Raw genomic sequence first — 25,790 nt, 5'->3', positions numbered from 1 at the left:
CTTTTACTTAGAAAGGAAGTCACAACCATGCTACGAAAACGAGAACGCTCCTTTTTTCTACTAATCTTGCCGGCAGTGCTGATCTATATGATTTTTTATCTGTATCCTGTTATCTCTACATTTGTACACAGCTTTACAGATTGGTCGTTGCTTCAAAAAAACATCCATTTTATCGGTTTAGATAATTACAAAGCCCTCTTTCATGATGATGTGGTGTTAACGGGAATCAAGAATTCTATTCTGTATGCGATTATTATGACCATTGTACAAAATGCGTTGGCTGTACCTTTGGCCGTGGCTTTAGATAGAAATTTGCGCACTAAAAATTGGTTGCGCATGATCTTTTTTGCACCCGCTGTACTGAGTCCCTTGGTCGTAGGTTTCTTATGGTCCTATATTATGTCATCACTCGACTATGGCCCTTTGAATCAGATTCTTACGCACCTTGGACTTGGATCGGTCAACTGGCTTGGAAGTGCCAAACTAGCTCTATATTCTGTAATTCTAACTCAAGTGTGGCAGTGGACAGGCTGGGCTATGGTTATCTATTTAGCCAACCTTCAAGGGATATCGAAGGAATTATTCGAAGCGGCTCATATGGATGGGGCCAATGGATGGAAAACGTTTTGGAAAATCACACTTCCCTTATTGGTTCCGTCCATTACTATCAATACCGTGCTTAGTATGATCGGCGGACTAAAAGTGTTCGATATTATTTTCTCCATGACGAATGGGGGACCGGGTCATGCTACAGAAAGTATTGTGACGGTTCTGCTTCAGCGCGCATTCACGGATAGTCAATTGGGTTATGCCTCTGCGCTTGGTGTCTTGTTCTCATCCTTTGTCATGATTGTGACGGTTCTACAGCTTCGTCTAATGAAGCGTTGGGAGGTATCTTAAATGCAAGCCACTACAACCAAAGAAAAGCGTCCGTATGTACTTGAATTTTGTCTGATTGTTATTGCGATTCTTGTAGCACTTCCTATCTACTATTTACTAGTAACTACCTTGAAGACGCCAGAAGAGGCAGCCGCCAGTCCTCTGGGCCTGCCTCATCAATGGATTTTGAGCAATTACGTAGACGCATGGAAATTGATGCACTATCCAAGAGTATTCATGAATAATTTTATCATTACGTTCTTTTCTCTAATAGGATGCACGATTCTCCCTTGTATGGCTTCATATGGGTTCGCTAGATCTCGGAATTGGCTGAGCAAACTACTGTTTCTTGCGATTATTGCTGGTCTCGTAGTTCCATTTCAGATTGCGCTTATTCCACTTTATAAACTGATCATGTCTATGCATCTGATGAATACGCTATGGGCTGTTGTCATTATAAACGTGTCCGTAACGATTCCATTTAACGTATTCTTATTCATTAACTTCGTGAAATCTCTTCCACTTGAAGTAGAGGAATCCGCTTCTATTGATGGTTCGGGGGTAGTCGGAACATTTTTCCGTATTGTTCTTCCCCTTATGCAGCCCGTCATTGCTTCTGCGGCGATTCTCAATTCACTTACTTTTTGGAATGATTTCATGGGTCCGTTATTATTCCTACAGACTAGAGAAAAAGCGGTCATTCTTCAAGAAGTGTACCGGAACATTGGACAATTCTCTACAAATTGGACCGCATTTTTCCCGATGATGGTTCTAGGCGTTGCGCCGCTGCTCTTGTTCTACATCATCATGCAGAAATACATCATTAGTGGTATTGCAGCCGGATCTGTCAAAGGTTAAAGATCATGAACGGAATGAACCTATCAAAGGAGTTCGAATACATGAAAGACACACAAGTTATTATCCTATTGCCTAATGAACAGTGGTGGGGTGGAAGAGCAGCAGATGGCTCACACATGCCGTATGGAGCGAAGCCATTTGAAGCAGATCTGTTCGCTACGTTAGGAATGAATCAGGCCGCGCCGTTGCTATTATCTAATAAAGGTAGGTATATCTGGTCTGATCAGCCCTTCTCGTTCTCCTTTACAGCAGAGGCCATCACCATTACGGGACTTACATCAGAGATTGTAGTACAAGAAGGGTTCGGTAGTCTGAGAGGAGCCTTTCAAGCCGCATCCAGACAGCACTTCCCCACTTCGGGCGCATATCCCGATGAACTATTATTCACAGCACCGCAGTATAATTTATGGATTGAATTGTTGTACCAACCTACACAAGAGAAAGTGCTAGCTTATGCTAGATCCGTGTTAGCAGCGGGGATGGCTCCCGGCGTAATCATGATTGATGACAATTGGCATGAACCCTACGGGAATTGGGTATTTCATTCTGGAAGATTTCCAGATCCTAAGGGAATGGTGGATCAGCTTCATCAGATGGGATTCAAAGTCATGTTATGGGTTTGTCCTTTTGTAAGTCCTGATTCTAGAACATTCCGCGAACTGGAGGATAAGGGATATCTTCTAAAAGATAAGCATGGAAATACTGCAATCCGTCACTGGTGGAACGGGTATAGTGGTGTACTGGATGGAAGTCATGAAGAAGCGGTAACGTGGTTCAAGCAGCAGCTAAGTGATCTCCAACACAATTATGGAATTGATGGATTCAAACTAGATGCTGGAGATATCGAATTTTATGAAGCATCGGATCAATCCGCCGCCCCATCCACACCGCATGAGCAATGCGAGGCATGGGCCCGAATTGGACTTGAATTCTCGCTTAACGAATACCGTGCCTGTTGGAAGCTAGGAGGTCAGCCTCTTGCTCAACGCCTCAAAGATAAGCTGCATACATGGGAAGGAAACGGACTTTCGTCGCTCATTCCAGATGCTCTGGCACAAGGTTTACTGGGGCATCCCTTTATTTGTCCCGATATGATTGGTGGCGGGGAGTATGAACATTTTCTGCAATTATCAGCATCGCTGGATCAGGAACTATTTGTTCGTTCTGCCCAGTGCGCCGCCCTATTTCCGATGATGCAATTCTCGGCGGCGCCATGGCGTGTACTGGATGAAGAACATCATAGGTACTGCGTACAGGCGGCAGATCTGCATACGCGTCTGGGAAGTGAAATTTTAGAATTAGCTAAGCAGGCATCGCAGGATGGAGAGCCGATGATGCGACATTTAGCTTATGCTTACCCTGAGGTGGGTTACGAGCGGATTAGCGATCAATTTTTGCTCGGCGATTATATTTTAGTGGCACCTGTACTAGAAAAAGGTGCGATTCGCCGTAAGGTTACATTTCCGCCAGGTATCTGGGTTAACGAGCAGGGGGACCGGATTGTGGGTCCTTGCACAAATGTTGTAGATGCTCCGATTGATGTGCTTCCGTGGTACCGAAAAGTATAAGCTAGCAAGGAAAGACCTCTCAATTAATTGAGAGGTCTTTCCTTGCTAGAAATCCACTTTTAAAATTAACAATGAAAAGAACGGCTCTTACTCGCTTAATTAGCGATGAGGCCGTTTTTTATTGGAGAGCTATAGTAATTCTCATTGCCGCTTTAGATTACACGACATCATCCTTCAAAGCACCCATGTGCACATACTCTATAATCTTTTTGGATTCCTCCAAAGCTCTCTTTTTTGTTCCTTCGTGCTCATACCAAGTATCTAGCGTATGCGTTAGGCTACTAGCCGGGCCAAACGAGAACTCTATCCAGCTAGGCATATAAGTCCGCATGGTCAAATAGGCTCTGCGCATGTGGAAGGGAGAAGTAACGAGAAGAATGCGTTTGATGTTATGTAACATGAATTCCTGATCCAAGAGGGTGAGTGATGATAATACATTCTCTTTGGTAGATCGCGAAGCAGTCTCCACGATAATATCCTTCTCAGGAATACCTAGTTCCATGGCACGCTGCTGCATCGCTACTGATTCGGGAACGTTTACATCTTTCCATATCGTGCCTCCTGAGAAGAGCAATTTCTCTGCACGCTTTTGCTTGTACAACTCTACGGATCTTGGTACTCGGTACTTAGCTGCTTTATTGCTCCCGAAGACGAAAATGCAATCAGCCGGCTGTCCATCATCGGATATATTAAATAGCAACTTCTCTATCACATCGGGGGTTAACTCCTCTTGGGTTAGTTCTGAGATTAAAATAGGTCACGCCTCCATCAAATGTCTGTCATTTACAACTCTAATCTATGAATCTTTGTTTGGGTGTTTTGCTCTATTACCTCCAAAGAGGGGGGTTAGAAACTTTGGTGAATATGAGGGAGAGCTTAGCTTAGTTAATAAAATGTTAAGATTTGATTCATAAGTAGTTTATTCTTAGCGTCTATAGTGAGATCAAAGATACTAGTAGAACTTAGGAGGATTGAAGGTTGCATATAATATATAATTTCCCGCTTATGTCCGCTTTTATTTCCATGATTATTGCTCAATTGATGAAGGTGCCTTTATATTGGCTGCGCTATAGAATATGGGATTTTCGATTGGCTATGAATACAGGGGGCATGCCCAGCTCTCACTCAGCAGCGGTGACTGCATTAACTACTTCGATCGGAATTCGGTATGGATGGGATTCTTCCATGTTCGCCATAGTTGCAGTGTTCAGTGCTATTACAATGTATGATGCGACCGGAATTCGTCGTCAAGCCGGAATTCATGCTACAATCTTGAATCGCATCACGAAGGAGCTATCGTTATTGACAAGAGATGAGACTGCGGCTACGCAACTGAAGGAATTGCTAGGTCATCGAAAAGTAGAAGTGCTAGGTGGACTCCTTTTAGGCGTGAGCTTGAGTTGTTATTTATACTATTTTGTTTATACTTCTTACATACTATAGAGATTAGGTGAGTTTAGATGTCTATTCGAGTAAAATTACTGCTTTCTTATGCTGCGATGCTCGTCATCCCTTTAGTTCTGATTGGCATCATGGCAATTTTATTAACTTTTGTATATCGCGGTGATGTGCAAAGCTTGAAGAATGCTTATGAGAGCAAATTCGAAGGGATTGAAGAAGGGGATATGCATAACTTAATCAAGCATACCTTTGTCCAAAATAAAGATTTGCTCAGCAATACCCAGTTTCTAGATGATTTCTCAGCAGATTTACTTAAGAAAAATACTAACATGTATATTCGTTCTTCACAGGGCACGCTGTATAAATCCACATCGTTAGTGCTCTCCAAAGAGCTTACCGATAGCCTTTCTTCTTTTGTAAAAGAGGGGGAGCATCATGAGCCTATTCAATTGAAACTGCATGATACATGGATGCAGGTAGCTCAGTACGATCTCTTGTCCAAGGCCAATGAACCTATTACGTTATTTCTACTTACGAAAATGGATCCATGGGTTCATTTTGTCCGAACCTTTTTTCCTATACTGTTCCTTGCTACGCTATTCACACTTTTAGTTACTCATATTCTCCTTACCACATACATGTCGAGAAAGATTATTCGTCCGTTACAAGAACTACGCAGAGCGGCAATATATGTTACCGAAGGTCATCTGGATTTTCAAATTGCGATACATGGAAAAGATGAGTTAGGGCAGTTAGGCATGGCTTTTGAAGCGATGCGTTCCAAGCTTGAGGAGTCCATCCAGATTCAGCAACAATATGAGAATAATCGGAAAGAGCTCATTACGAATATATCCCATGATCTGAAGACACCGATTACGGCAATCAAGGGGTACATTGACGGAATACTGGAGGGCGTAGCAAATTCACCTGAAAAAAATGAAAAGTACATGCGTACAATTGCCACAAAAGCTGGCGATATGGACCATTTGATCGATGAACTATTCCTGTACTCCAAATTAGATATGCAGAAGGTTGAATTCCATTTTGAATCGGTTCCTATCCTGCCCTTTCTTAAAGATTGGGCGGAAGAACTGCACATTGAGCTGGATAAACAACGTGTGGAGTTAAAGCTAGTTATGTTAGAAGGAGAACATACTTACGTAAGAGTAGACCGAGAATCATTTAAACGTGTTCTTGCTAATATTATTCAAAATAGTCTGAAATATATGGACAAGCCTAATCGAACAATTACGCTTCTTACGAAGCAGCAAGGGCAGCAATTCATACTTACCATTTCAGATAACGGGCCGGGTATCCCAGCGGAAGCCTGCAATCATGTGTTTGAGCGATTCTACCGAGCGGAACAATCCAGAAATACGAATACGGGGGGCAGTGGCTTAGGGCTGGCCATTGCGAAGCAGATTATCACGGGTCACGGAGGAATGATCTACGCTGAAAGTCTGATGGGTGAGGGCTTAACCCTATCTATTGTTTTACCGATTGATGAAGGAGAGTTAGATGATGACACGACATATTCTTATCGTTGAAGACGAACCATCCATTGCTGAGTTACAGCGTGATTATCTAGAAATGAATGGCTATACAACCCATATTGCTACAGATGGTGAAGAAGGACTTTTATTTGCATTATCCGGTATATATGAATGTATAGTGCTTGATGTAATGTTACCTAAGCTCACGGGTTTTGAAGTATGTAAAAAAATTCGAGAGCAATTAGATATTCCCATTGTTATGGTCACTGCAAGGCGTGAAGATATCGATCTTGTCCGAGGTCTAGGTCTGGGCGCAGATGATTATATGACGAAGCCTTTCAAGCCCGCAGAACTCGTAGCACGTGTCAAAGCGCATTTGTCACGGTATGATCGTCTTCGTGGAAGGAATATGCCTACGAATGAATTAGACATGAGAGGACTGAGAATCAATCCTGATTCTCGCCGGGTCTATGTCCAAGATGTAGAAGTAACGTTGACGACCAAAGAATTTGATTTGCTCTATTTTTTAGTCTTACATCCCAATCATGTATTTAGTAAAGATCACCTTTTTGAGAAAGTATGGGGAATCGAGGCAGTAGGAGATACGCAGACAGTCACCGTCCACATTCGTAAGTTACGTGAGAAAATCGAGAGCGATTCTACACATTCTGTATATATCGAAACGTTGTGGGGAGCAGGCTATCGATTTCGTTCCTAATGCTCCTAAGTGCTCTCAAGTCAAAGCAATTTGCTTTGGCTTTTTTTTGTCTGATGACAGTTAAGAATTATTTAAGAAGCGGTTCATTAACCGTTTAGATTTGACCTTTATCCTTACAGAGAAGGAGGAATTAATACTCTACAACAATCTATGTTGCATGGAAGGAAGAATAGCAATGGAGATACAAACTGAACTTCAGGGGAAGGAACAACGTGGAATTAAAGTTCCGCAGATCACATTCATTTTCTGGATTATCAAAATTATGGCAACAACAGTAGGAGAAACGGCGGCTGATGTTCTGAATTTCAATCTGTCTTGGGGACTCACGAATACTACTTTTGTAATGTTAGCGCTGTTTCTAACGGCTCTTCTATTTCAAGTCGTATCCCCTACTTATGTACCTGCGAAATATTGGCTTACGGTTCTACTTGTTAGTGTGGTCGGAACATTAATTACTGATAATCTAGTGGATCAGTTCGGTGTACCTCTAGAGGTAACCACCTTAGTGTTCGCAATTGCGCTAGCTTTAACCTTTGTATTATGGAGGAAGAAGGAAGGAACGCTAGACATTCATTTTATCACTACTAGAAGACGTGAAATGCTGTATTGGTTAACCATCTTGCTAACCTTCGCCTTAGGGACGGCGGCTGGAGATTGGGTTTCGGAAAGTCTGAATGTAGGCTATCTCCTCTCAGCTGTTCTTTTTGGAGCTATCATTGGAATCATTACTACAGCTTATGTTCATCTCAAATTCAATGCTGTTCTTGCCTTCTGGGCGGCCTATATTGTGACTCGTCCACTTGGCGCCTCGCTAGGGGATTATCTGACTCAGCCTAAAGCTCAGGGTGGATTGAACATGGGAACGACAGAAATCAGTCTATTCTTTATCGTCGTCATTCTATTCTTGATTCTGTATTTATCCAAGTCTCCAAAACTTGTAGTATCCACATTAGAAAAGGAAGATGAACATGAGTCTCTCTAATCTAGACTATTTAATTTTTCAAAAAATCAATGAGTTAGGATATACCCTAACTTTTCTGAATCCTTTGATGATATTTTTTGCTTCGTATGCACAATATATCTTTTTCCTAGGGGTAATTCTATATTGGTTCACTAGAGGAAAAGCGCAACGAATGATGACGTTACAGGCTTGTATATCTGCAATTATGGCCTTGATATGTAGTGGAGTAATCGGACATTTCTTCTACAGAGATCGTCCATTTGTTCATCATGCCGTACTTCAACTCATCCCCCATCCAGCCAATGCATCATTTCCTAGTGATCATGCTATAGGTGCCTTTGTCATTGCTACATCCATATGGATCTTTCGTAAAAAAGAAGGGGGTGCCTGGCTTATACTTGCATCGGGTATCGCCTTCTCAAGAGTATGGACAGGGGTACACTACCTCTCGGATGTCATAGGCGGTGCTCTGATCGGAATTGCTGTCGCTTATGTTGTACATGCCTTAACTCAACGTTCCATTAGAATACAGCACATCTTCCAACAAGTTATAATTGGTTATCAAAAATTAGAACATAGACTGTGGCCTAGCTATGAGAAGTCATCTAAAGAATTATTCAAAAATAAAAAGAAAGGTGCCTAACCGAATGGATGTCTCCCTTCGGTTTTTATTTTCTTTCAGAATGAAGAATTTCATGCAATCGACCACCATGCAACCAATCACTATTAAAGTGTTATAATAGATGAACGATCTTGAACTTGTATTACATAAGATAAAGCCTATTTATATACATATCCTTAAAGAAAATACGACAGCATTGTGTGTATTAAGTGTCGAGTTTATTTCAACCGATGGGAGAGATCCACATGACTTCACAAGCAGCAAAAAATATACCTTCCTTACATCAAACTTCTGTTGTTACCGTTACCTTGAATGCAGCAATCGATAAAACGTATTATCTAGAAGGCTGGTCAGATGGAGAAGTGATGCGGGTTAAGGACTTTCTTGCGATGGCAGGGGGAAAGGGGATCAATGTAGCGCGGGTATTGAGCCAATTAGGCCATAGACAAGTCACTGCGACGGGCTTTGTTGCTGGATTTAACGGACAATTTATAGTACAAGATGTTCAGAAAAGTGGTATTCAATCTGAGTTTGTAGAGATTTCTGGGGAATCAAGGCTATGTCTTAATTTCATGAATCAAAACGATCATACCTCAACAGAAATTATAGAGGCAGGACCTGAAGTGCAGTTAGCCTATGAAAATAGGATGAAGGACAAAATCCGTCATCTTGCTAGGCGAGATCAACTTCTCATTTTCTCAGGGAGTATACCTAAAGGTTGCCGACCTGAGCTGTACCTGGAACTTATTGACATAGCTAAACAAGCCGGGGCTGAAGTGTTCCTGGATGCTAGTGGACAACCGTTATTAGAAGGAATGAAGGCTGGGCCGCACTTTATCAAACCCAATGAAGATGAAATCAGGCCTTGGCTTAACGCAAATGAGTTCGAGTCTGAAGTTCCATTGGACGCAAGTACACATTCAGAAGAAAGCTTGAAAAAGGTATATGGTCAAGTGCTACGTCAACTTTCAGTAACGTATTCCATCCCTCAAGTGATTGTTACCCTAGGCTCAAGAGGAGCTATAGCACAAATTCATGATACACAGTATCGAATTCTCACTCCTGCTGTGAACGTATTGAATCCTGTAGGAAGCGGTGATGCTTTTGTGGCAGGGTATGCCTATGCCTATACACAGCAGCTTCCGGTAGAGCAATGCTTACGATATGCCACAGCTTGTGGTTCAGCCAACGCAATGAATCCAGCCGCGGGTTTCATCAGCATGGATGATGTGAGAGCTGTCTTGAAAGACATAGTCATCGAGAGTTGGGGCAATAACCCTAACATGGATAAATAGGTAAAGGACGAGTTAAGAGATTTTTTTACATATTTTACAGCAATATTTTAACAAATATAGGGGAATAAGCACATATGCCAATAAATATCAATTGATAGATTCCAAAAGGTCAAAGTATCACCCCTAAAGTAAAAAAAGAGGTATATGTTTTGACCTCAGGAAAGCTTATATTCATTTTGAAAGCGCATTCTTTAGAGAAGGAGGCTCGAATTGATATTAACCACTATGAATCAGAAGGAGACTTATGATGACAAAAATGAAGTTGAACTTCCGCGTATTCTTGTGTCTTGCTCTATGTATGACTTGCCTTGTAGGCATGAATCCCATGGCTTCCAAAGCGTTAGCAGATGTAGATGGACAGGTGCTGAATTATGCAATTAATCAGACATTTAATGGAACAAGTGATTTCGTAGATAAAACGGCAGATATCAGTACAGTAGCTAATTTAACACAAGGGTCTATGGTTGTTCAGTTCAAATCTTCCAGTACGGCACAAGCCAAAACCTTTCTTAGCGCTTCACACACGGCAGATGCTTCAAGCAATATCTCATTCACTATGAATAATGGCACCGTATATTTCGAAAATCGTGAAGATGGAGTATATGCAACGAAGCTCAATGCAGATGGAACGTACAATGATGGGAAATGGCATACGGCTGTACTTACAGTAAATAGCAGTGGCACTAAAATTTTCGTCGATGGATATCTTAAAGGGTCAGCTACATCCACGGCTTTCTTCAAAAATGTAACGAACCTCAATTCCTTGTCTATCGGTCGCAATGTAGACAGTGGTGGAGCTCAGTGGTTCTATGCAGGAGATCTCAATCAAGTACAATTGTACAATGTAGCGCTTACGGATGCACAGATCAAAAATCTTGGAGCAACCTTTGATGAAGCTACCTTGTTCGATACTAGTGATGGCAAGGGCTATGCACAATATAGAATTCCAAGTATTGCTGTGTCTGCGAATGGTACCGTTCTCGTTGCCGTAGAAGGCAGATCTGGTGGAGACCAGACGCCAACAGATATTTTGCTAAAAAGAAGCACGGATGGAGGAGCTACTTTCTCCGATTCAGTCATCATGTCTCCAGGTAAATCTCAAGGGAATGCAGAGATGAATCCGATGCTTCTAACAGAGAACACAGGGAGTAAAGTTCACTTGCTATGGGGCCGCTGGAAATGGGGAAATTGTCAGTATTTCATCCGTACAAGTACCGATAATGGTGCGACTTGGGGAGAGACAAGAGAAATTACTTCTGCTCTAGCGGCGTATAAAGATCCTGCTAACCCTTATTACTTTGCCAATTTATCAGGAGCGGGTATGGGACCAGGCCACGGCATTCAACTGAAAGACGGTAAGTTAGTTGTGCCTATTTATCTGACTACAGCCAATTGGACGAATAGTACAGTAGCATCCATCTATAGCAGTGATGGTGGATTGACTTGGAACGCAGGTTCCAAAGTGCCTAACCCTACTGGATTCACCAAAATTCACGAGAACATGATGGTTGAATTATCTAATGGCAGTCTAATGACCAACATGCGTAATCCCGGTACAACGTACCGTGCAGTATCCACTTCTAGTGGAGTAACTGGAGTATGGAGCACTCCTCGCGCAGATCAAGTCCTTATTGATCCGGTATGCGAAGGAAGCCTTCAGCGTTATGATGCTTCTACCATTTTGTTCACGAATCCAGCAAGCACTTCTTCACGCACACATATGACCATCCGTATGAGTAGTGATGATGGAACCACATGGAATAAATCCAAAGAAATTTATGCAGGAAGCAATGGATATTCTGACATTGGTGTGGCTCCTGATAAAACGATCTTGGTGTTTTACGAGAAGCCTGCTTCTACTAAGATATCTCTTGCTCGCTTTAACAAAGCTTGGGTAGAAGCTCCTTAAGTTAGGATATTTATACACCTCTCCATGAATTGAATGGAGGGGTGTTTTTGTATTAGGCTCCGTAATGGAATTACTTAAAGCATGAGGAAGGCACTAGTACAAACATGCATACTACTATTTACATATACTATTTCGAATAAAGAATTGAATCGTAAATTAATAGACTGAAAGATATGAGTTAAGCAAAATCGATATGCAAAGAAGGGAGGTTCTATGTATGAATTATTGTAGCTCCTGCAATAGTAACGTCCCTTATCAAGATTATTCATCCCATAGATGTAGTTCTATGTCTTCTTTGAGTTGTGATGGGATTACGCCGAAAAAAGGTATTACAGGAGTGACTGGTGCAACGGGAGCGACTGGTGCAACTGGACCAACGGGAGCGACAGGGGCAACCGGAGCCGTTGGAGCTATGGGTATAACCGGACCCACCGGGAATACGGGAGTAACTGGGCCAACAGGAGCTATAGGTGTAACGGGAATAATTGGATTGACGGGAGCGACGGGAAGTACGGGAGCCACTGGAACGAACGGCACAAACGGAGTGACCGGAGCGACCGGGCCCACAGGTACGACAGGAACTGCGGGAGTAACGGGCGCAACGGGAAGTACGGGGGCAACAGGAACGAATGGCACGAATGGAGTGACCGGAGCGACCGGGCCCACAGGGACGACGGGAACTGCGGGAGTAACAGGCGCAACGGGAAGTACGGGAGCAACCGGAACGAACGGCACGAATGGGGTGACGGGAGCCACCGGGCCGACAGGGGCGACGGGAACTGCCGGGGTGACGGGCGCGCTAGGAGTAACGGGAGCCACCGGAAGTACGGGGGCAACAGGAACGAACGGCACGAATGGAGTGACTGGAGCGACTGGGCCAACAGGTACGACAGGAACTGCGGGAGTAACAGGCGCAACGGGAAGTACGGGAGCAACAGGAACGAACGGCACAAACGGAGTGACTGGGCTGACAGGGGCGACGGGAAATACCGGAGTAACAGGAGCGACAGGAAGTACGGGGGCAACCGGGACGAACGGCACGAATGGGGTAACGGGCGTGACGGGAAATACGGGAGCTACCGGAACGAACGGCACGAACGGAGTGACCGGAGTAACTGGACCGACCGGAGCAACGGGAATTGCCGGGGTGACGGGAGCGACAGGAAATACAGGAGCTACCGGAACGAACGGCACGAACGGAGTAACTGGACCGACAGGAGCAACGGGAACTGTCGGGGTGACAGGCGTGACTGGGAATACGGGAGCAAGCGGAACAAATGGTATGAACGGAGTGACCGGAGCAACTGGACCCACAGGAGCAACGGGCATTGATGGGGTAACAGGAGCGACGGGAAGTACAGGAGCTACCGGAACGAATGGCACGAACGGAGTGACCGGAGTGACTGGACCCACAGGAGCAACGGGAATTGCCGGGGTAACGGGTGCGACGGGAAATACGGGAGTCACCGGAACGAACGGCACGAATGGGGTGACCGGAGCAACTGGAGCAACTGGAGCAACTGGACCTACAGGAGCTACAGGTGTCACAGGGCCTAATGTGTCTACAGAAGGGTTTTCTGCTTTTTTATCTACTTTAAACGTAAGTACGAGTGCACAACTTACGAACTGGTCTGTAGCTTCACCTTACTATGGAAGTGCAAGTTTTAACTCCGTCACAGGTAATTACACTGCCCCTACTTCAGGAAGATACACGTTGCTCGCCACAATTAATTTCTCAACAACTGCTGCACTAACAACAAGTCTTGGTGCGGGGGTTAATCCATTTTTTGCGATTCAAAGAACGGCCCCAACAGCAACTAGTTTAGTGAGTGGGTTTTTGCCCATTTTAAATGTGAATGTGGCCTTAGTACTTACACTCAGAGCCGTATTAGGCTCGGGTGAGGTGACTTTAGCTGGAGAAGTTACACTCAGTGCAGGTGATGTGGTAGGGCTTTTTTATAATGCTAATGGCCTAGCCGTATCGCTGAATGTGGGCACGGGAGTAGGTAACGGTGTTGTATGGTCCATACATGAATTAACTTGAATCTAGAAAAAAGTTCACTTAAAGATTAACCATGTGCCTCCTCGTGACATTTATTATAACTAATGGAGCGATTTGAGAGAGGGGAAAGGATATGAGACGGAGACGGTTTGTACGGCGAAAAGTATTACTTATCCTTCTCATTCTGCTTATACTCCTCAGGAAGAGGCGTCCCTCTACACAAAGGAAGAACATTAGACTTCCCTACCCATATAGAAAAAGAAGAAGATCTCGCAATTCAAGTAATCAGATTTCGATTCGCTTTATCTATCCCAAAACAATTCCTTTACAGTGGCCCACATCTGTGGGGGATCCCCTGCCCAATAGACAATTGCCTTTAAGCTCCTTTCCATCTCCAAATTCAACAACTACGAATTTAAATGCGGGGATGGATGTTCGTTCCATTTCAACAGCTAATACCAGCCCTTTATCAAACACACTCTCTTACACGTCAGATCCTACACAACTTACTAATGTACCGGTTACTAATATATCTAGTTCGACCGCAAGCGCCATTTCAAATGATCCATATGCATGGCCTCCATCCCATGTGGTGGAAAAGGAATGTTGTGGGAATATATTAATTACCGACCAACAATCTCACATACAAATTTGGGAAATGGAAGTGAATTCGCTCAATACATTGGTACAACTCAGTTTATTTTCAAGCCCGGGTAGTACGGATGTTTTAAATGTAGACATACAGGGGCTTGACAAGAAGGAGTTAACAGTTACCCCTGGGAATACGGTTAACTTTATTGGTCAAAGCATTCATTCCATTCGATTAAGTGCGCACGGGGATAAGCAAATGTATATTGAAGGAAAGTATGTAGTCTCAACGACAGTTCAAATTGAGGGCAAGAGAGATCCTTTCTATATAGAAGAAAAAAAGGTGAATTCATCCGATGGATGAATTCACCTTTTTAATACGGATGTAGCTCATAGTGTATAGCGTACGGTGATACAAAATTCTCCTTGAGCTGGAGCCGTAGTGGTGACGGAGATCGTATCGAATCTTGCCGCACTAAAAGAGGTACTTCCCCCGGGATCAATAGTCACGGTTTGAATGGGAGTTGCAACACCTGTTCTCAGAAAATTAACAGTCATCGTACCTGTTCCAGTCTCGAATTTAACATAACCTGTGCCCATAATAATTTGGGCAATGTTATCTGTATATATCACCTGTGTACCTGCGGCAGCAAGTTGAATAATTGTACATACTTTATCTTGCACACTAATCTTATCTAAGCAACAACTAAGTGCAATATCGTTATTACACATTTACTTCATCCCCTCCTATAAAGTGAGTCTTCAGAACCTTTTTACTGGACCGGATATCTAGTAGTGATACAGAATTCTCCCTGATATGTGCCAGGTACTGCCGCGGGTAAAGTAATTTGAATTGCACTGAACCGCCGATAGGTGAAGGCTAGAGAGGACCCAGGTGCTAGCGTAAAAGGTGTAGCATTAATTACGGCTCCTGTAGAATCTAAAAAGTTGAACGTAATGGGTCCTGGACCGATGTCATATTGCATGTAGCCCGTACCCACGATATTTTGATTAATATTGTTCGTAAAGGTCACGATTAGAACATCCGCTGCGACGACCGTACCACTCCATGGCGTACATACTTTATCTTGAACGAAGTTTTTTTCGGTACAGCATGTTAATGCTGTCGTATTGCTACTACCACAAGCCATATTAAAGCCTCCCTTTTTCAATTCACTACTATTTGCTATTTAATGCATAAGGGCATCCTCTGGCTTGGGCATGTATCCTATTGTTAGATGAAGAGTATGTAATGATCCGCATTCGCCTGCTAAATGATCATATGTGACAGGCTAAACAATCTGTTTTCTTCGAGAATGGGGCTATTAAACAGTTGACAAGGTGTATTAGAATAACTATATTAATACCCATAGGGGTATATGTATTGCAGATTGTTAATTCGAAAAATCTAATGGAAGCCCAAAACAAACATCAATTCAAAAGTTAGGGAGGTCTTAGTATTATGGCTCAGATTCAAGTAGATCAGATCCTAGATTGTAAGGGACTCGCATGTCCTATGCCGATTGTACGTACAAAAAAAGCAATAGAAGAGCTCAAGGCTGGGCAGGTCATCGAAATTCAAGCTACGGATAAAGGATCATTAGCCGATCTTCAAGCTTGGGCTAAGCATACGGGTCATCAATTCTTGGGCACTGCAACCAAAGATCACATTTTTAGACACTTTATTCGAAAATCTAATCCCAGTGAGGTCAAGGACCAGCTGCATTTTCCTCGCACGATAACCAATCAAGCATTGGAACAAAAGCTCATGAATCATGAGGCTGTCACCATTTTGGATGTTCGTGAGCCTGCTGAATTTGCATTTCATCGTATTCCAAAATCAATTTCGATTCCATTGGGTGAATTAGAGAGACAGCTGGATTTGCTTTCAATAGAACTATTTCAAAAAGATGACCCGGTGTATGTAATTTGCCGAACCGGTACACGAAGTGATCTGGCATGCCATATTCTGGCCCGTCATGGTTTTACACAAGTGAATAATGTTTTACCGGGCATGTCCGCATGGTCTGGACCTACAGAACGAGATTAAAGAATTAATCCCCTTCAAATACTCAGCAACGAATGCTTTTTTCACACACATGAAATGGAGGGAAACCTTATGACATCTACCACAGGTGTAATTGCTATGACCGCTAAAGAACTAACGCAAATAATACTAACGAAAGAAAAGATATTCATACTCGATGTACGTAATGAAAGTGATTTTAATGATTGGAGAATTGAAGGTGAAAACACGGAGACAATCAATATTCCGTACTTCCAATTGTTAGATGGGGTAGAATCCATAATGGAAAAGGTGCCAGTTGGAAGAACCTTGCTCGTGGTATGTGCTAAGGAAGGCTCTTCCAAGTATGTAGCAGAACAGATGCTTGATGCAGGTATAAGCCAAGTGTATTATCTTCAAGGGGGCATGAAATCTTGGAATGAATATTTACAGCCAGTAAAGATTGGAGACCTGAAGCAGGGCGGAGCCATCTATCAGTTCGTGAGATTGGGTAAAGGTTGTCTTTCCTATATGATCATGTCTGAGGGAGAAGCGGCAGTGATCGACGCGTTGCGAATGACTGAAATCTTCGTTCAATTCGCTGAGGAGAGCGGCGTACAGATTAAGCATGTGCTGGATACGCATCTTCACGCCGACCATATATCGGGTGGACGGAAATTAGCTGAAGAGACGAGAGCTACGTATTGGTTACCCCCTAAAGATGCTGATGAAGTCGTGTTTCCCTATGCCAAGCTAGAAGAAGGCAACAACATTACCATCGGAAGCACAGCCATTTACATGGAGCCGATCTATTCACCAGGCCACACCAAAGGAAGTACCTCATTTATAGTGGATAAGCAGTATCTCTTGACCGGCGATATTCTTTTTATTGAATCCATTGGACGTCCTGATCTTGCGGGGAAAGCAGACGATTGGGTTGGAGATCTTCGAACCTCTTTATACCATCGATATAAGCAGTTAGCACAAGATTTAATCGTACTTCCTGCTCACTTTGGTAAAATAACGGAGCTGGGTGAAGGGGGAAAGGTTATGGCCCAATTGTCAGAGCTATATCGTAACAATGCTGGTTTGAACATAGATAGTGAAGAAATATTTCGAATAGCTGTATCTGAGAATCTGCCTTCGCAGCCTCATGCTTATCAAGAAATTCGTCGTATGAATATGGGGAAAATAACAACCAGTAAAGAAGAGCAACGCGACATGGAGATGGGTCCTAATCGCTGTGCTGTCCATGACAACTAGGAGGAACAACATTATGAAAGCAACTATAACTGTAGATACTAAAGGTATGTCCTGTCCCCTGCCGATCGTTAAAGCAAAGAAAGCGATCGATCAGCTTGAAGTAGGACAAATAATGGAAGTATTATCCACGGATAAAGGTTCAGTGAACGACTTTCAGGCGTGGGTGAAGCAGACCAAGCAAGAGCTTGTTCGCTATGAAGAAGACCAGGGTGTCCATATATTTTATGTTAGAAAAGTATGAAAAAAAATAAATAAGCGAACACCAAAGTGTTTGCTTATTTCTCTGCTTCGTAGACAAGTCTAACGCCTAATGAGCCGTAGTTTTCTTCTTTATAATGGCCTTGCGGGCAGTATTTAGTAGAGCAGATCGAATTGAATTCAATCAGCAATTTGTCCTGACAATGGGGGCATTTATTCTCAAAAACTTGCTTGAGCTTTGTGAACACTAATAATCACCCATTTCTGATGAATATACTTGGTTTTATTATAAGCGACGTTTCTTTTTTCGCAAAGTGTTTTTTAGTTTTTTATTAGTAATATTTTAAGAAGGGAGAGGATTAGGATTCTCCTATTTCTGGTGATGGTTGTGCTTGGACTAGTCGGTTCTTTCTTTTCCGGATTGCTTGGCATCGGAGGAGCCATAATTAACTATCCACTTCTCCTCTATGTGCCTAGTGTAATGGGTGTAGCACATTTTTCGGCGCATGAAGTGTCTTCAATTAGTATGTTCCAAGTTTTTTTTGCTTCCCTTGCTGGAATTATTGGTTATCGTACCTCAGGTAAATCTAGCGCTTCGATCCATACAGAATTAGTTATGTACATGGGAAGCGGTATCCTTGTGGGTAGTCTTCTTGGCGGATGGGTGTCCGGTTATATCCAGGGTGACATGATTAACTTCATCTATGGGATTCTTGCCGTGCTTGCTGTTATTCTCATGCTAATTCCTAATCGAGGAACGGAAGAGCAGAATTCGAAGCTGAACTTTAACAAAAGTCTTGCCGTGGGATTGGCGGTTCTTATAGGTATGGTATCGGGGATTGTCGGAGCTGGGGGAGGGTTTATTCTTATTCCTATCATGATAAAGATACTCAAAATACCAACGCGTACAACGATTGCCTCCTCCTTAGCTATAGTATTTGTATCTGCAATCGGAGGACTCATCGGTAAAATTTCAGGGGGTGGAATTCCTTTATGGCCCACCTTATTTACTGTCATGGGGAGCGTCATTGGCGCACCGGTCGGTTCTATTTTAAGTGCAAAGATCAATGTAAACGTACTGCGTTATGGTCTTATCGTACTGATAACTTGTACAGCAATTAAAGTATGGTCTTCCATCCTTTAATTATATGTTGTTGAAAAGAGAAATTAAATTTGAAAGGATGATTATCATGTCATTTAACCATCTACCTTCGATTACACCTGAGGAAGTAGCCGATCGCCTTAATCAAGGACAAAGTGTAGTTATGCTAGATGTCCGGGAAGCAGACGAGTTGTCAGAAGGACATATTGAGGGCGCTCAGCACATTCCTCTTGGACAACTAGTCGAACGTTACAAGGAATTAAAGGCTGCTGAGGAGATCATTGTAATGTGTAGAAGTGGTAATCGGAGTGGGGTAGCCTGCGAGCTTTTGACGGAAAAAGGATTCAAAGTTCTAAATATGTCTGGTGGACTAAGTGCGTGGACGGATGAATCTTTATTTAACAAATAGAGTACACCCTATCACTTACGCATCAACCTAATTTTTGGTTTGTGTATATGGGGCTAGCATGTAGTAGTTAAAAAATAAAATTATCAAACTCGAAGATGCCCCTTAAGCAAGAAACCTCTGTTTTTTAGCAGAGGTTTTTTGTTTTGTTTTTATATGTTTGTACTTGTATCAGTATGTTATGGTTAATAAGTGGGTTATTGGATTTTTTTGGGATAAGAAAGGATGGAATTTGTTAGTTATGGAGGAGACATTAATTCAAGTATTGCAAGAACATTATGGTTTGAAGCAACCAGTCGTTACTTACCTTCGACACAATGAGAATAGAACTTATAAGGTTCATGATGAGCAAGGAGGTTCATATGTTCTAAGAATTCACCAATCTCTTACGCAAAGCATGACAGGGATTCAACATACGTATGAAGGGCTAATTGGTGAACTTAAGATGCTAGAGCAGCTGTCCCACGCCTGTTCAATACAAGTACAGTCTCCCCTCCGCAATAAATCTGGAGAGTTCATTACGTTTATAGATCATGAGGGAATAAGTCTGAAGTGCTCTATCCTAACTTGGTTAGAGGGAAGAGATCTAGATAAACATGATGTGACTGATCCTGCGAATGTTCAAAGGTTAGGCGCACAACTTGCTGAGCTTCATTCGTTTTTTAAGCAATACAAGCATGAAAGTCTTTTGAGCCGACCGCAGCAAGGCTTACCTTATAATATACAGCTGATAAACACTTTGAAGAAAGGTCTGAAACTGGATCTTTTCACCGTGTCTGATGTCGCAGTAATCGAGAAGTCGGTCCATCTAATTAACTCTCGACTTGAATGCAAGGGGAAAACGTCTGATACATGGGGATTAATCCATGGTGACTTAGGGCTGGGCAACGTCATTGTGTCGTCATTGGGGAATTTAAGTTTTATTGATTTTGGGTTTTTCGGGCCTGGTTATTTTCTGTCTGATGTAGCCATGGGAGCGTCGATGATTCCTAGTAAGTATAGGCATCTATTTATAGAGGGTTACTATGGACAAGAAGAGCATATAACAAGTGAAGACTTAACTTTAGTGGAAGGATTTATGTTGATTGCAATTATAGGATTTTATGCTTTTCAAATGGACAATGAATCTTTCTATACTTGGATGCACGATCGTATGCCGGTACTGTGTAATAAATACTGCATACCATTTTTGAGCGGAGAACGTATTTTTTATACTGTCTAAAATATCAGATTGAACTTTGGAGGTCCGTCCGATGTTAAAGAAACATTATAGTAGCAAAATCATGTGGGGTTTACTCGTTATGTATGTTGTCCTCTTTATAATTCTTGATGTTTTCTACAATTATTTTATTGACGCCATGCACTCTTCATTAAGTGCCATCAGCATTCCCGCCATTATTTTACCGTATATTTTTTTGCTGCTTTTAATCTTTTGGCTAGTAAAAAGTAAACAAGTTCTGCCTAATCCACGGAATCATAAAGTATTATTTGCATTCGGTCTGGGTGGCTTAGTAATGAGCGCAGTTTTGTTTACCAAACTTAGTATGAATGAGCAAGCGTCACACTTCTCTCAAAATCGGTGGATACATGATCTTGAATCACGTGTATATATGGTGGATGATCTGGTAGCGAATTACAATTTAAAAGGAATGACCAAACAACAAGTCACCCAATTATTGGGGAAGCAGACGGAACCTGCATATTTTGCACAAGATGATAATGTTGTATATCGTTTAGGGATGGAAAGAGGATTTTTTAGTATCGATAATGAGAGGCTTGTACTTTCATTGGATGCTCACAATAAAGTTGCGGATCTTCAAATTTTGAGAGATTAACAACAATGTGAACTCTAACTATTTAGAACTAAACGGCCTTACGTAAATGTTCAACCCTGATTCCGAGCACCTTTCAGAGTAACTACAAGATATTGTAAATGGCTAATTCCTTAATTTTATGTTATATATTCTCGATGACCCCATAATATAGTTTAGGGTTTGTTTATGGCGCGTCTGGATGAAAATTACAATAACAGCTGTTTAAGAAAGCATAGTTACTGGGTAACTTTCTTAAGATGTTGTACAACAAGAGGGGGCCCCTATGAAAACGTTACGAATGATAGTTATTAGTATGTCCATGCTTCTTCTATGTATTGCAGGCATCCCTTTTGGATCGCCAAGTGTATCTGCTGAATCAGGCAAAACGTATCAGATTGGCACGGACGTGACCTTTGCTCCATTTGAATTCCAAGATGCCCAAAATCATTTTGTGGGTATTGATATGGATTTATTGGCTGCAATTGCTAAAGATCAGAATTTCAAGTATGAAATTAAATCACTTGGGTTTAATGCGGCTGTTCAGGCACTAGAGACCCATCAGGTTGATGGTGTGATTGCAGGAATGAGTATTACCGACGAACGGAAGCAGAAATTTGATTTTTCTGATCCTTACTTTGACTCGGGTGTAATTATGGCTGTGCGGAAAGACCGGACAGATATTCAGAATTATGCAGACCTAAAGGGTAAAAAAGTAGCTGTAAAAACAGGGACTGAAGGGTACAGATTCGCAGAATCGATAGCGGCAAAAAATGGCTTTACTATCGTTCCCTTTGATGAGTCTGCTCAGATGTATGAGGACGTGAAAACCGGTAATTCCGTAGCTTGTTTCGATGACTATCCGGTGCTAGCTTATGGCGTGAATCAGAACAACGGATTAAAGACTGTTACGGAGAAGGAAAAAGGTGCTTCTTATGGGTTTGCTGTTGATAAAGGGCAAAATGCAGAACTTTTGCAAAAATTCAACGCAGGTCTTACACATCTCCGCGAAAGTGGAGAGTACCAAAAAATATTAGATAAGTATATTGGTAGCAATGCAGTTACAGCGCAGACGCAAACCCGCGGAGAATTACTTCTTGAATCTCTTCCTTCTCTATTAAAAGGGTTAGGTAAGACGTTACTTTATACGATTGTGTCATTAATTGTTGCATTTATTCTAGGTTTGATCTTCGGATTCATGAAGGTGGGTCAGAATAAATGGTTACGAGGTGCGGCAACCGTATTCGTAGATCTGTTCCGAGGTATTCCATTGCTGGTGCTTGCTTTCTTCATTTACTTCGGTATTCCTCAAGCTTTCGGCTTCACCATGCCGTTATTCCTTGCAGCTGTCTTGACGCTGAGTCTAAATGCCGGGGCTTATATGACAGAGATCATTCGTGGAGGAATTCAGTCTATTGATATGGGCCAAATGGAAGCGGCTAGGTCCCTAGGCTTGCCTTATCGCAAAGCGATGATGAAGATTATTATTCCGCAAGCCATTCGAATTATGGTTCCTTCTTTTATTAATCAGCTAGTCATTACACTTAAAGATACGTCGATTCTATCGGCTATTGGCCTAGTCGAGTTGACGCAGTCTGGAAAAATTATTATCGCGAGAACGCTCGCTTCATTTGATATATGGCTGGAAGTAGCCATTATCTATCTGATTATAATTACGGTATTAACAAAAATTTCGAATCGCCTGGAAAGGAAGGTACGTCGTGGATAAAATCCAGGTAGAAGGTCTTAAGAAAAGTTTTGGAACGAATCAGGTACTAAAAGGCATTGATATGCAAGTAAAAGAAGGGGAAGTGGTCTGCGTCATTGGACCATCCGGTTCTGGCAAAAGTACCTTCCTTCGCTGTATTAATCGCCTTGAAGACATTACAGGGGGAACGGTCATTGTAGATGGTCAGGACCTGCAGAACCCCAAGACGGATATTAACAAAGTGCGCGAGAATATCGGTATGGTTTTCCAGCACTTTAATCTATTTCCTCATTTTAGCGTCCTGAAGAACATTATGTTCGCTCCTATTGAACTAGGTAAGCAAAAGGAAGAAGAAGCAAGAGCTTCCGCACTTCGCCTGTTAGAACAGGTAGGTCTTTCGGATAAGGCGAGCGCCTTCCCCAGTCAATTGTCAGGTGGACAGAAACAACGAGTTGCTATTGCGCGGGCTCTTGCCATGAATCCAGACATTATGCTTTTCGATGAACCGACTTCGGCCTTGGACCCTGAAATGGTAGGCGAAGTTCTATCCGTTATGAACGATTTGGCAGGTAAGGGAATGACGATGATGATTGTTACCCATGAAATGGGCTTTGCACGTGAAGTGGCCGATCGGGTTATCTTCATGGATGGCGGATATATTGTCGAAGAAGGTACACCGGAGCAAGTATTTGGGAATCCCACACATGAGCGGACGATTAGTTTTTTGGAGAAAGTGCTGTAAGAAAGCAAATGAGCATTATATATTGAACTACATTGTATGAAGCCGTGATTCTGCGGCTTTTTTTGTTTTTTAGCAATCTTATTTTACAAGTCTATGACAACTGGATATGGAGGATAGTGGTAGAATAGCAGGGAACTGGAGGTGCATTATGGCACATATACTTATTGTTGAGGATGAGACTTCCATCAACGATCTAATAGCTATGAATCTGACTTTGGTTGGACATACCTATGAACAAGTTTTTGATGGTATAGATGCGAATCGTAGCATAAAGGAGAAAAGGTTTGACCTGATTGTTATGGATATCATGCTTCCCGAGAGGGACGGATTTGTATTAATCTCAGAAGTTCCGAACAACACCCCTGTAATATTTTTAACAGCTAAAGTCAACTTAACAGACGGTGTAAAGGGATTTCAACTGGGAGCGGATGACTTTATCTTGAAGCCTTTTGAGACTATTGAATTATTGGCAAGAATTGAGGCAGTGTTAAGACGTACTCAGCGTTCAATACAGGTATTTGCTTTAGATGGTGCCGTAGTGAACTTGAACAGTCGCGTCGTAACCATAGAAGGAAACGAGATTGAATTAACTCTACGAGAATATGAATTGCTAGAAATATTAATTAAAAATAAAAATATTGCTTTATCCCGAGATAAATTACTCGCCATGGCATGGGATTATGAATATTGCGGCGAGACAAGAACCGTGGATGTACACATCCAGAAGCTGCGCAAAAAACTGAATTGGGAACATCGTATTAAGACCGTCTACAAACTCGGCTACCGATTGGAGGTAGATACATGAAGTTCTGGCAAAAAGCTTTTTTAGGTGTGTTGATGGTGTTTATAGTATCCTTGAACATTGCCTTATATCTAACATCTAGGTACAGCTTTGAACTCAATCTAAAGCGAGATACTGACCGGGCTTTGGGAGAGTATCATTTCATTATAAATGGTCTGAACGACTCTATGAATGGAGTAGGTTACCAAGGAGAAGGACGACCCTCCTCACTATATTTTATTAGTCTGGTCCAATCCTATGCGAACTACTACAGAAAACAGCAAGTATTTTTAAGCTTGAAAGAAAGGAACCATATCTTGTTTTCGAATATCCCAGAAAGGGTGTTAGATTCAATATCCGACCCTACAGATAAATCATATCGTCTTCGGTTAGAAAAAAGTGGAAATGTACACTACTTAATGATTGCTGGACCCATGATGGGGCAATACACTGATGTATGTTAGAGATCTGACAGAACTTTATCAAAATAACAATCAATTGACTCGTTATCTTATCATCATAAGCTTCATTATCGAAATGATATTATCTGCTATACTTCTCTTGTTCTTGCGTAAATTAACAAAACCAATTCATATTCTTCAACATGCTACTCGTACGATAGCCAGTGGCGTTTATAAGGATCGCATTCAATTAAAGGGACACGATGAATTGTCGGATTTGGCTTATAGCTTCAATCAAATGGCTGTAAGTATAGAAGATCAAATGGAAGAGTTAGCCCAAAATGCTAGAGACAAGCAACGCCTGATTGATAATTTGGCCCATGAATTGCGTACCCCACTGACCGCAATCCGTGGATATGCGGAATACTTGCAGGGAGCGAGCACTCACGAGCGGAACCGAATTAAGGCAACACAACATATGATTCAAGAGATAGATCGAATCAAGAATTTAGCTTTCAAATTGCTCGACTTATCCCTAACAAGAAATAGCAGTATCGAGTTACAGGATATTGAGCTTATGACCTTACTTTTACAAGTAGAAGCAGTTGCCGCTGCATCTCTCAAAGGCCGAATAATCCGTCTAGTAATACATAACGACTCTGGCCAGGCTAAGCTAAGGTGTGATGTATCTTTAATTCAGTCCTTGCTCCTGAACTTAATAGACAATGCAGCGAAGGCTTCACCCATGGGAACAGAAATTGTGATCAAGGCGTATCTAAATCCCATGATTATCATTGAAGTGCAAGATCAAGGAATTGGCATAGAGGAGGGGCAGTTAAAATTTGTGTTTGAGCCTTTTTATAGGATAGATACAGCTCGTTCTAGTACATTAGGTGGAGCAGGTCTCGGCCTGACGTTATGCCGAGAAATCGCTAACTTACATGGAGCGAACCTTGAAATATTATCAGAATTAGGACAAGGGACAACAGCACGATTGAGTTTTACAACTCCTTTACAACCTATTGAAAACCTTGAAATACCTCATAGAGTATGATGAGGGTGTTATTAATTAAGAGGTT

Annotated in this window: 27 protein-coding genes; 24 read left to right on the top strand and 3 right to left on the bottom strand. The window is 42.2% G+C overall.

The genetic code is table 11. The features are described from left to right. Nucleotides 1–27: 27 nt before the first annotated feature. Genes J2Z69_RS05750 through J2Z69_RS05740 form a run of 3 tightly spaced genes read left to right on the top strand, consistent with a single transcriptional unit; the run spans nt 28 to nt 3,305 of the window. Entirely contained in the window at nt 28–900 is an 873-nt protein-coding gene (locus J2Z69_RS05750) for a carbohydrate ABC transporter permease (protein WP_209859953.1), read from the top strand. Further along, the gene (locus J2Z69_RS05745) at nt 901–1,737 is read left to right on the top strand and encodes a carbohydrate ABC transporter permease (protein ID WP_209859951.1); all 837 of its coding nucleotides are present in this window, start codon (nt 901–903) and stop codon (nt 1,735–1,737) included. A 41-nt stretch (nt 1,738–1,778) separates the two neighbouring features. After that, nucleotides 1,779–3,305, top strand: coding sequence for a glycoside hydrolase family 31 protein (locus J2Z69_RS05740; RefSeq protein WP_209859949.1), 1,527 nt, complete (start codon nt 1,779–1,781; stop codon nt 3,303–3,305). A 157-nt stretch (nt 3,306–3,462) separates the two neighbouring features. Here the strand turns inward: J2Z69_RS05740 and J2Z69_RS05735 are convergent, their stop codons facing one another. Then, nucleotides 3,463–4,017 carry a YdcF family protein gene (locus J2Z69_RS05735; RefSeq protein WP_209859948.1) on the bottom strand — a complete coding sequence of 185 codons (555 nt, stop codon included), beginning with the start codon at nt 4,015–4,017 and terminating at the stop codon, nt 3,463–3,465. Nucleotides 4,018–4,283: 266 nt separating this feature from the next. Here J2Z69_RS05735 and J2Z69_RS05730 point away from each other — a divergent pair, with 266 nt between their 5' ends. The 9 genes from J2Z69_RS05730 to J2Z69_RS05690 all read left to right on the top strand — a co-directional run bounded on the left by J2Z69_RS05730 (nt 4,284) and on the right by J2Z69_RS05690 (nt 14,658). Continuing rightward, nucleotides 4,284–4,748: a divergent PAP2 family protein gene (locus J2Z69_RS05730; RefSeq protein ID WP_209859946.1), complete on the top strand. Its 465-nt coding sequence runs from the start codon at nt 4,284–4,286 to the stop codon at nt 4,746–4,748. Nucleotides 4,749–4,765: 17 nt separating this feature from the next. After that, on the top strand, nt 4,766–6,253 hold the full coding sequence (locus tag J2Z69_RS05725) for a sensor histidine kinase (RefSeq protein ID WP_209859944.1): 1,488 nt from the start codon (nt 4,766–4,768) through the stop codon (nt 6,251–6,253). Continuing rightward, nucleotides 6,228–6,917 (top strand): response regulator transcription factor, encoded by a 690-nt coding sequence (locus J2Z69_RS05720; RefSeq protein ID WP_209859942.1) that lies wholly within the window; start codon nt 6,228–6,230, stop codon nt 6,915–6,917. Before J2Z69_RS05725 ends, J2Z69_RS05720 begins: the two co-directional genes overlap by 26 nt. A gap of 175 nt (nt 6,918–7,092) precedes the next feature. After that, nucleotides 7,093–7,899 (top strand): COG4705 family protein, encoded by an 807-nt coding sequence (locus J2Z69_RS05715; RefSeq protein WP_209859940.1) that lies wholly within the window; start codon nt 7,093–7,095, stop codon nt 7,897–7,899. Further along, nucleotides 7,886–8,521 (top strand): undecaprenyl-diphosphatase, encoded by a 636-nt coding sequence (locus J2Z69_RS05710; RefSeq protein WP_209859938.1) that lies wholly within the window; start codon nt 7,886–7,888, stop codon nt 8,519–8,521. The genes J2Z69_RS05715 and J2Z69_RS05710 overlap by 14 nt, the downstream gene beginning before the upstream one ends. Before the next feature lie 224 nt (nt 8,522–8,745). Beyond that, on the top strand, nt 8,746–9,795 hold the full coding sequence (locus J2Z69_RS05705) for a 1-phosphofructokinase family hexose kinase (RefSeq protein WP_209859936.1): 1,050 nt from the start codon (nt 8,746–8,748) through the stop codon (nt 9,793–9,795). 247 nt (nt 9,796–10,042) lie between these two features. Next, nucleotides 10,043–11,704 (top strand): exo-alpha-sialidase, encoded by a 1,662-nt coding sequence (locus tag J2Z69_RS05700; protein ID WP_209859935.1) that lies wholly within the window; start codon nt 10,043–10,045, stop codon nt 11,702–11,704. A 217-nt stretch (nt 11,705–11,921) separates the two neighbouring features. Then, nucleotides 11,922–13,748, top strand: coding sequence for a beta strand repeat-containing protein (locus J2Z69_RS05695; protein WP_281069369.1), 1,827 nt, complete (start codon nt 11,922–11,924; stop codon nt 13,746–13,748). A gap of 328 nt (nt 13,749–14,076) precedes the next feature. Further along, entirely contained in the window at nt 14,077–14,658 is a 582-nt protein-coding gene (locus J2Z69_RS05690; protein ID WP_209859932.1) for an S-Ena type endospore appendage, read from the top strand. A 26-nt stretch (nt 14,659–14,684) separates the two neighbouring features. Here the strand turns inward: J2Z69_RS05690 and J2Z69_RS05685 are convergent, their stop codons facing one another. Both J2Z69_RS05685 and J2Z69_RS05680 read right to left on the bottom strand, forming a co-directional pair. Beyond that, a complete protein-coding gene (locus J2Z69_RS05685; RefSeq protein WP_209859929.1) occupies nt 14,685–15,026 on the bottom strand; it encodes a DUF3992 domain-containing protein in 342 nt (113 codons plus the stop codon). Nucleotides 15,027–15,067: 41 nt separating this feature from the next. Continuing rightward, on the bottom strand, nt 15,068–15,445 hold the full coding sequence (locus J2Z69_RS05680; protein ID WP_209859927.1) for a DUF3992 domain-containing protein: 378 nt from the start codon (nt 15,443–15,445) through the stop codon (nt 15,068–15,070). Nucleotides 15,446–15,756: 311 nt separating this feature from the next. Between J2Z69_RS05680 and J2Z69_RS05675 the strand changes: the two genes are divergently transcribed. From J2Z69_RS05675 to J2Z69_RS05620, 12 genes are all read left to right on the top strand, one after another. Further along, nucleotides 15,757–16,344 carry a sulfurtransferase TusA family protein gene (locus J2Z69_RS05675; protein WP_209859925.1) on the top strand — a complete coding sequence of 196 codons (588 nt, stop codon included), beginning with the start codon at nt 15,757–15,759 and terminating at the stop codon, nt 16,342–16,344. Nucleotides 16,345–16,413: 69 nt separating this feature from the next. After that, nucleotides 16,414–17,562, top strand: coding sequence for an MBL fold metallo-hydrolase (locus J2Z69_RS05670; RefSeq protein WP_209859923.1), 1,149 nt, complete (start codon nt 16,414–16,416; stop codon nt 17,560–17,562). Nucleotides 17,563–17,575: 13 nt separating this feature from the next. After that, nucleotides 17,576–17,803, top strand: coding sequence for a sulfurtransferase TusA family protein (locus tag J2Z69_RS05665; RefSeq protein ID WP_209859921.1), 228 nt, complete (start codon nt 17,576–17,578; stop codon nt 17,801–17,803). A gap of 315 nt (nt 17,804–18,118) precedes the next feature. Continuing rightward, a complete protein-coding gene (locus tag J2Z69_RS05660; protein ID WP_209860534.1) occupies nt 18,119–18,904 on the top strand; it encodes a sulfite exporter TauE/SafE family protein in 786 nt (261 codons plus the stop codon). Nucleotides 18,905–18,950: 46 nt separating this feature from the next. After that, on the top strand, nt 18,951–19,271 hold the full coding sequence (locus tag J2Z69_RS05655; RefSeq protein ID WP_209859919.1) for a rhodanese-like domain-containing protein: 321 nt from the start codon (nt 18,951–18,953) through the stop codon (nt 19,269–19,271). Nucleotides 19,272–19,434: 163 nt separating this feature from the next. Continuing rightward, entirely contained in the window at nt 19,435–20,490 is a 1,056-nt protein-coding gene (locus tag J2Z69_RS05650; protein ID WP_245338959.1) for a phosphotransferase enzyme family protein, read from the top strand. Between the two features lie 31 nt (nt 20,491–20,521). Next, nucleotides 20,522–21,103, top strand: coding sequence for a hypothetical protein (locus J2Z69_RS05645; protein WP_209859913.1), 582 nt, complete (start codon nt 20,522–20,524; stop codon nt 21,101–21,103). A gap of 262 nt (nt 21,104–21,365) precedes the next feature. Next, nucleotides 21,366–22,808, top strand: coding sequence for an amino acid ABC transporter substrate-binding protein/permease (locus J2Z69_RS05640; RefSeq protein WP_209859912.1), 1,443 nt, complete (start codon nt 21,366–21,368; stop codon nt 22,806–22,808). Continuing rightward, nucleotides 22,801–23,529, top strand: a complete 729-nt coding sequence (locus J2Z69_RS05635; RefSeq protein WP_209859911.1) for an amino acid ABC transporter ATP-binding protein — start codon at nt 22,801–22,803, stop codon at nt 23,527–23,529. Before J2Z69_RS05640 ends, J2Z69_RS05635 begins: the two co-directional genes overlap by 8 nt. Nucleotides 23,530–23,677: 148 nt before the next feature. Continuing rightward, entirely contained in the window at nt 23,678–24,334 is a 657-nt protein-coding gene (locus tag J2Z69_RS05630; protein WP_209859910.1) for a response regulator transcription factor, read from the top strand. Further along, the gene (locus tag J2Z69_RS05625) at nt 24,331–24,774 is read left to right on the top strand and encodes a hypothetical protein (RefSeq protein ID WP_209859909.1); all 444 of its coding nucleotides are present in this window, start codon (nt 24,331–24,333) and stop codon (nt 24,772–24,774) included. The genes J2Z69_RS05630 and J2Z69_RS05625 overlap by 4 nt, the downstream gene beginning before the upstream one ends. After that, the gene (locus J2Z69_RS05620; protein ID WP_209859908.1) at nt 24,764–25,765 is read left to right on the top strand and encodes a sensor histidine kinase; all 1,002 of its coding nucleotides are present in this window, start codon (nt 24,764–24,766) and stop codon (nt 25,763–25,765) included. Before J2Z69_RS05625 ends, J2Z69_RS05620 begins: the two co-directional genes overlap by 11 nt. Nucleotides 25,766–25,790 lie beyond the last annotated feature (25 nt).

Origin of the sequence: Paenibacillus shirakamiensis (assembly GCF_017874255.1) — a bacterium.
Taxonomy (GTDB): Bacteria; Bacillota; Bacilli; order Paenibacillales; family Paenibacillaceae; genus Fontibacillus; species Fontibacillus shirakamiensis.
This window is presented reverse-complemented; position numbering and strand designations above follow the sequence as displayed.